The following is a 7051-nucleotide window of genomic DNA, read 5'->3' on the forward strand; positions in this document are numbered from 1 at the left end:
GACGTTGCCCGAGGCCTGACGGCCAGCGGCTCACCATTCACTCAGCAGAACCCGACTAAATCGACAGCCCGCGAGCCGTCCGGTCGCGCTTCAAAAACACCGTGAAAGACCGTAGGGCGCGCGCCCTACCGCTAACAAAACCACCCCGCTTGCCGTCAAAATAGGTGGCATTGGGCGCCAGCTAACTGCCTACGACGCGACACCGCCGCTACTGGCAAATTCCACCACAGCACCGCGGTGCACCGCACGATTCGCCGCCCGAAGCCATCGGCAATGACCCGCTTGCTCCCTTCATGTTCGGAGCCGCCGTGGCGCTCATCAATCGCGTCAGCTTGACGTTGCCGCACTCCGGGCACGAAACCGGCTCTTCCGCCGATCGGACGAGCAGCTCGATTGACTTGTCACATTTGGAACATTCGTATTCGTAGAGTGGCATGATGCAGCCTCGATTAACCCTTGAAATTCATCTCACCATATGGCTTCAGCCAGTGACGCGCGATGGTCTCGTTGACACGCCGCCCGCTTTCGCTTCCCGCTGGGATCTCTCATTGGATATGATTCGGCAAACGCGTGTCTATTGTTGATCGACAACAGCTCTTTGGCAACTGGAATGGAAGTGGTGGGGAAAAATGAAACGAAAAGACGTCCGACGCGTCGATCAGATCGCGATCGAAGAATACGGAATGCTGGGATTGGTCCTGATGGAAAATGCGGGGCGTGGCGCGGCCGAGCGAATCGCCGCGTTGTGCCACGAATCACCGGGCGGTGCCAACCCGGTTTGCATCCTTTGCGGCTCGGGCAACAACGGGGGTGACGGCTATGTCATTGCCCGTCACTTGGAACTGCTCGGATTTTCCGTCCACATCCTGTCGCTGGTCCCGCTCGATCGATTGACCGGCGACGCGAGTGCCAACGCATCGATCGCCGCCCGGGCAGGACTGACCATCCAGATCGCCGAGTCTGCCGAGGACCTGGATCGGTGGATCGCGGACGATGAAACCGTCGTCGACTGCCTGCTCGGCACGGGCGCGACGGGCGCGCCGAGAGGCCTGTATGGCGACGCGGTGAAACTGGCCAACAAACGGCGTGGGCTGAGAGTCGCCATCGACCTGCCCACCGGACTGGACTGCGACTCCGGCACCCCCGCCGAAGTGACCTTTCGTGCCGACCTGACCGTCACCTTTGTCGCCGAAAAAGAAGGGTTTGCAAAGCCCGCAGCCGAACCCTGGTTGGGAACCGTGCAAGTCGTCGGCATCGGAGTCCCCAAAGCCTTGCTCAAAGACTTCAAAGTGGCGTAAGCTTCCAGCTTGCGTTCCGTGGCGTAAGCTTCCAGCTTGCGTTCCGTGGCGTAAGCTTCCAGCTTGCGATCATCACTGTCCCAACTTTCTAGATTCGTCGAGGTTTTACTGTGGCCGAAGTCATCGAAGCAACGCCGTTGAACACGCCTGATTCGGACGCGCTGCGTTTTCTCCCCGAAGGCCCGTATCAGATCGCGCCGGGGACGTTTTCCTGGGTGGGCATTCAACACGGCGCCGATGCGACCCACGGTAGCCTGAATCGCTACGACTTCGACAGCGGGACGAACGTTTCACAAGACCTCCCCGGCAGGCCGGGGTTTGCGTTTCCCTGCCAATCTGCGAATCGTTTTGTCGTCGGATGCGAACGCTCTCTAGGTTTTTTTGACGTTGCGACCGAACGGTGGGAACCGTTCTGCGAAAACATCGATCATGACGTGACCAACACGATCATCAACGATGGACTGGCCTACGAAGACAATCTGATCTTCGGAACCAAGGACTTGGAATTTGCGACCAAGAAGGCGGGGCTTTATCTGTACCGGGGGCGCGACCGCCAATTGATCCGGCTACGCGACGACCAGATCTGCAGCAACGGCAAAGCAATGGTTCTCGATAGAGGTCAACTCTCGTTGCTCGACATCGATTCGCCGACGCGTCAAGTCGTTCGCTACGGCGTGGACCTCGACAAGGGAACCTTGACCGAACCCGACGTCGTGCTCGACCTGACGTCTGATCCGGCGGTTCCAGATGGAGCGATCCTGACGCCTGACGGCAGCGGGCTGATCATCGCGATGTTCTTGCCGCAATCGGCCGCCTTCGGAGAAACCAGGCTCTACGATTTGGCCAGCGGGGAGTGCCGAACGGTCTGGCGCACCCCGCTTTCGCCACAGAACACCTGCCCGGCCCTGGTCGAACACGCCGGCACACTCAAATTGGTGATCACGACGGCCGTTGAAAACATGACCGCCGACGACCAGGCGGTCTGCTCCAACGCGGGCAGACTATTCGTCGCCGACAGCGGGCTGGACGTCGGGGACTGGAGCCCACCGGTGTACCAGGCATGATCCCGGCCCCTTAAACACTGACCGATCGCGACTGCGGCACGTGATCGGTACTTCTCGCAGGGACCGGATCCGCCTGGTCGTCGGTCGCAATGGGCAGCGTGAATTCAAACCACGCGCCGTCCGCACCATCGACCGTGTACAGCCTCCCCTGGTGCGACTCGATGATCGAACGACTGATCGCCAGCCCCATCCCCATCCCCTGCGCCTTGGTGGTCACAAAGGTCTGGAAAATCTCGTCGCCTTGATCCTTCGCGATGCCGGGCCCTGAATCGATCACCGACACCTTCAACATCTCCTGATCAGCGGCAACCATGATCTTCAGCGTCCGCTCGACGACCGCTGGGTCATCCATCGCATCAACGGCGTTGCGAATCAGATTGACCAGAACCTGTTCGACTTGCACCCGATCGGCGTACGCCTTGGGCAAATCAGCGGGGATGTCGACGAAAATTTCATCGAGGACCGTTCGCGTTCGGTACTCGCACAGATCTAGCGATTCAGTCACCGCGGACTCGATGTCAAATGCGGTCAGATTGCTGCCGGGGCGACCGAATCGACGCAGACTGTTGACAATCCTGTTGATTCGCTCGGTTTGCTCTTTGATTCGCTCGATCCATTGGCGGACGTCTTCTTTACGCTCCACGTTTTCGATGGCTCCCAGCTCACGATCCAACACCAACAAGGACGCCGACGAGAAGTTTGCGATTGTCGCCAGAGGCTGATTGATCTCGTGCGAAATCCCGGCAACCATTTCCCCGAGCGCCGAAACACGCGCCAAGTGTGCGAGCTCCAACTCCTTTTCGCTCAGCCGATTCTGGGCGTCTCGCAGATCGGTGATGTCGTTCCCCACCACTTGGTAGCCCAGGAGATTCCCGATCTGGTCGACCAAGACGCGACAATGCCATTGCTCCCAACGCAGCCGACCGTCGGCATCGTCGAACGAGACGACCGATCCCCCCTCCTGCCGACCGTCTTCCACGTGCGCAACCACTTGCCGCAAACGGCTGACCACCTTCGCCGGTAACACTGCGCTGACCGTCTGGCCGGCGATGCGATTGGCACGCAAGAATGCCGTGTTCACAAACGTCACGTTCTGATCGGCATCAAAACGAACGATGTATTCGCTTTGGTCTTCCACGATCGATCGGTACTGCACCTCACTGGCGTGCAACCGCTGATTGGCCTCACGCAGTTCTCTCGTTCGGCGGGCGACGCGACTTTCCAAGCTTTGGTTGGCTTGCTGCAAATCCCGCTCCGCCGACAACAACCGCTCATTGCTCGTTCGCAGCGAAGATTTCTGGCGAAAAACGCGTCCGGTTTGAATCATCGCCAGACAAAACAGTACCAGCATCAGCAGCATCACCCCCTGGAACCAACTGCGTTGCCAAAGCGCCGGGAATATCTCAATGGTGATCTCAGCAGGCGTCGTGTCGAGGTTGAAATCGGCGTCACGGGCCCGCACGCGGAAACGGTGGAGCCCGCCCTCCAGCCCCGGCAGATCGACTCGGACCGCCGGTGAAAACACGCTCCATGGCTGATCGTCAACACTCCACGAGAACATCAACTGGTCGCGGGGCGTTGCTTCCATGTAATCCACACCGCTCCACGCCAACGAAACGGTTTCGCCAAACGTAGCCTGGGATGCCGATCGCTCAATGACGGTGTCTGGCGGTTGACGATCCGGGCGATAGCGATAGGTCGTGAACCTCTCTCGCCGCGCGTCCAACTTCTTCAGTGGAATCCCCTTGGCAAGGTCACGACTCAGGTAGGACAACCCCGACGCGTTGAACCACAACTCCCCGGATCGGCCTTCATGAAGCCCTCCGTAGTCCGTGTCGTAGGCCAAAGCGGCCGGCAACGACGCCGCCGCCCAGGTCTGACCGTCAAATCGATCAAAACCCGCTGGCGTACCGACCAAGACACTCGAGTCTGACATCGACACAATACTCTTGATGCGATTATTGGAAATCCGATTCGATTCGTCATAAACATTCCATCGGTACTCCAGACCATCCCCCCGACGACCGTCCAACTTCACGACCCCCTTTGCTCGCGTGCCGATCCACAGATCCCCATCTTGGTCGTTAGCCAACGCGTCAGAAAACCCTCGCACGACCCAGGGAAGATGAACGGAGGCACCGAATTGATCCTCCGGGGTGACCTGCACCAGCGACGGCCCGGCAAACCAAACCGATCCGTCTCGGGTCTGGGCGATGCCGTAAACGAAATCAAGTCGATTGGTGGGACGAAAATGCTTCCATTCTTCCCCATCAAACCGCAACACACCGCCACGTTCACCTTCCTGGACCAACTGATTGACGGCCGCCCCGAACCACAGCCGCTGATCCCGATCTTCAAACACCGCCCGGCGATCTACCGCCCACGACAGTTCCGGATGCAGCCGCCGCTCCCATCGGTCTCCGAGACGTCGCGCCGTCGCTGCAACCCCGTCATGGCTGCCGGCCGCCCAGACGTCGCCGGAGGTCGTCACGATCACCCGCAGCGGCTGCGACATCAATCCATCGCCTGTGTCGTATTGCTGCCAACGATCCCCTTGGTGATGCACCACAGACAATCGATCGGTGAGAAACCATTGATCGCCGTCTACACCGCTGGCTTGATAAAGCAGACCACGATACGTCGTCCACCGTTGGCCTTGTGGTTCCAGACGCAAAGCGATGGAACCCTTGCCCGCGATCCACACCGCACCGTCGGACATCTTCCTGACGAAGATATCGTTGCCAAAAATGCCGTGATCGCGCATGCCGTGGCCGACCACCCGACCGTCCGCAGTGACCGACAGCACCGTACCGTTGGTACCAACCCACAACGCACCGTCATCACTCGCCTCGATCGACGATCCGATCCCGCGGGGCAGATCAATCACCGTCCAACGATCTCCGTCGTAGCGGAGCAGGCATTCCGTCGCGGTGTTTCGCCCCACACCGGCAAGACCACGATCCGTCACGACGATGCTGGGCATCGCGATGACCGGAAGCTCGTACTGACGCGTGTGGTGAGTCCATTTCTGTGTGCCATCTTGATTGCGTTCCAGGGAGAGGATCCTACCCAAGCGCGTCGCAAACCAAACCGTTCCGCGTCCGTCGTCTGCAATCTGAATCGGCCGAAACCTCTGATACCGACCCTCGATCGATTCACATACCAACTCCAAATCCAGAACGTCGCCACTGCCGTCGACACTGTCTTTGGGTAGCACGCTCAGTTGAATCCGCTTCCCAGGATCGTCCTCGAGCTCCCGCTGAAACACCGTGCGGCGGGCCTCGCCATCAATCCCCACGATCCGGTCACCCACCCGGACGCCGTGTTTGGCCGCGGGCCCATTTTCCGCAACCGCGATGACGGTATTTTCATCGAGTCCCTGCCCGTACAGACACACCCCCACCCCCGTGTTCCACCGGACCGTGTCGGCTGCCGCGACCGCCTGAACTTGGATCCCAGCGGAAAGGGGTTCACCCTGAAGAAAACTCGCGATCTCTGCCGTCGTGAACAGCTGCACTTCTTGCCAAGACTCGCCCTGTCCGCGCGACGGCGCCCCGCGCAACCGCAACGCGCCCTTATCCGTGCAGACCCAGAGATCGCCATCGGCTCCGGCGGCAAGGCCTTCCATGACCCATTGATCCTGATCGTCGAGGGGAAAGACCTGCCGGAACCGGCCTTGCTCAAGCAAATGGATCGAAGACCACGTGGCGGCAAAAAACTGGCCCCCCACCCGAGCGAACGCGATCGCTGCACCCGGCAGATTGCGGGACGCCCCAAACTCATCCCAGCGAAGCCCATCGTAACGAACCGCACCGTCCGCCACGCCGAACCAGACCGCACCACCGGGATCTTCTCCAATACAGCTGAGTTCCCTGCCCTTGAGCTGGGGGAAAGCTCGAATCCGCCATGATTCCTCAAAGGGATCCGGGTGTCGCGGCCGATAAGACTCCGCTTGCTGCGCTTGGCCGATGCCGGCGACAAACAACGCAGCCACCAGGTACACTATTCGGTAGGAAAGAAAATCCACTATCCGGCGTCCACGTCAACAATAAAGATTCGACTGTTCATCTCGCCATCGAAGCCGACATAGCACGGAATCCACCCGGCCAAACCTGAAATGCCCGTCAATAAACAAGCCCGTGTCGTTATTGTCGAGGATGACTCCGACGTCCGGGATTCACTCTGCGCGATTATAGCCGCGCTGGGGCACCAATGTGTCGCCTTCGAATCGGCCGAACAAACGCTTTCCTACCAACAGCTTGCCGACTGTGACTGCCTGCTGGTGGACTTCAATCTGCCCGGGATGAGCGGGACTGATTTCCTTCAAGAAGTCCAGCAAGACGGCGACGCCCCCCCCGCATGTCTATACACCGGCCGCGTCGACCCGCGTATCCACGATGCAGCCGCCGGGCTGAAGAACACGCTGGTCTTAGAAAAAGGCAACGACTCCAATTCGATCGCCGACTACCTGCAACAGCTGCTCGATCAATCCCACTGAACCTTTCATTCGCGCGGGGTCTGTCCCCGACGCGCGTTTGTCCCCGCGGCGCGTTGAAAATAGGACCAATGTGACAAATAGGACACATACGTCACCTAGGTCCTATTGGTCCCATCCTCCCCGGCTAACTGCTAACTGCTAACTGCTAACTGCCAACCGCGCACCGCGCACCGCGCACGAAAAAACCCGCT

Annotated in this window: 5 protein-coding genes; 3 read left to right on the forward strand and 2 right to left on the reverse strand. The window is 59.6% G+C overall.

The genetic code is table 11. The features are described from left to right. Positions 1-208 precede the first annotated feature (208 nt). Positions 209-436 (reverse strand): FmdB family zinc ribbon protein, encoded by a 228-nt coding sequence (locus NZK35_RS24425; protein ID WP_259635145.1) that lies wholly within the window; start codon positions 434-436, stop codon positions 209-211. Between the two features lie 193 nt (positions 437-629). Here NZK35_RS24425 and NZK35_RS24430 point away from each other — a divergent pair, with 193 nt between their 5' ends. After that, positions 630-1298, forward strand: a complete 669-nt coding sequence (locus tag NZK35_RS24430; RefSeq protein WP_259635146.1) for an NAD(P)H-hydrate epimerase — start codon at positions 630-632, stop codon at positions 1296-1298. 110 nt (positions 1299-1408) lie between these two features. Then, on the forward strand, positions 1409-2362 hold the full coding sequence (locus NZK35_RS24435; protein ID WP_259635147.1) for an SMP-30/gluconolactonase/LRE family protein: 954 nt from the start codon (positions 1409-1411) through the stop codon (positions 2360-2362). 10 nt (positions 2363-2372) lie between these two features. Here NZK35_RS24435 and NZK35_RS24440 read toward each other — a convergent pair whose 3' ends face one another. Further along, positions 2373-6356: an ATP-binding protein gene (locus NZK35_RS24440; protein WP_259635148.1), complete on the reverse strand. Its 3984-nt coding sequence runs from the start codon at positions 6354-6356 to the stop codon at positions 2373-2375. Positions 6357-6479: 123 nt separating this feature from the next. On the opposite strand from NZK35_RS24440, the gene NZK35_RS24445 reads away from it, so the two are divergent. Next, entirely contained in the window at positions 6480-6860 is a 381-nt protein-coding gene (locus NZK35_RS24445; RefSeq protein ID WP_259635149.1) for a response regulator, read from the forward strand. Positions 6861-7051 lie beyond the last annotated feature (191 nt).

Origin of the sequence: Stieleria sedimenti, assembly GCF_025060895.1 — a bacterium.
Classification (GTDB): domain Bacteria; phylum Planctomycetota; class Planctomycetia; order Pirellulales; family Pirellulaceae; genus Stieleria; species Stieleria sedimenti.

Excerpts from the sequence above, each read along its gene's own strand:
- NZK35_RS24430 (WP_259635146.1), top strand. The coding sequence starts at position 630 with ATGAAACGAAAAGACGTCCGACGCGTCGATCAGATCGCGATCGAAGAA.
- NZK35_RS24425 (WP_259635145.1), bottom strand. The coding sequence starts at position 436 with ATGCCACTCTACGAATACGAATGTTCCAAATGTGACAAGTCAATCGAG.
- NZK35_RS24445 (WP_259635149.1), top strand. The coding sequence starts at position 6,480 with ATGCCCGTCAATAAACAAGCCCGTGTCGTTATTGTCGAGGATGACTCC.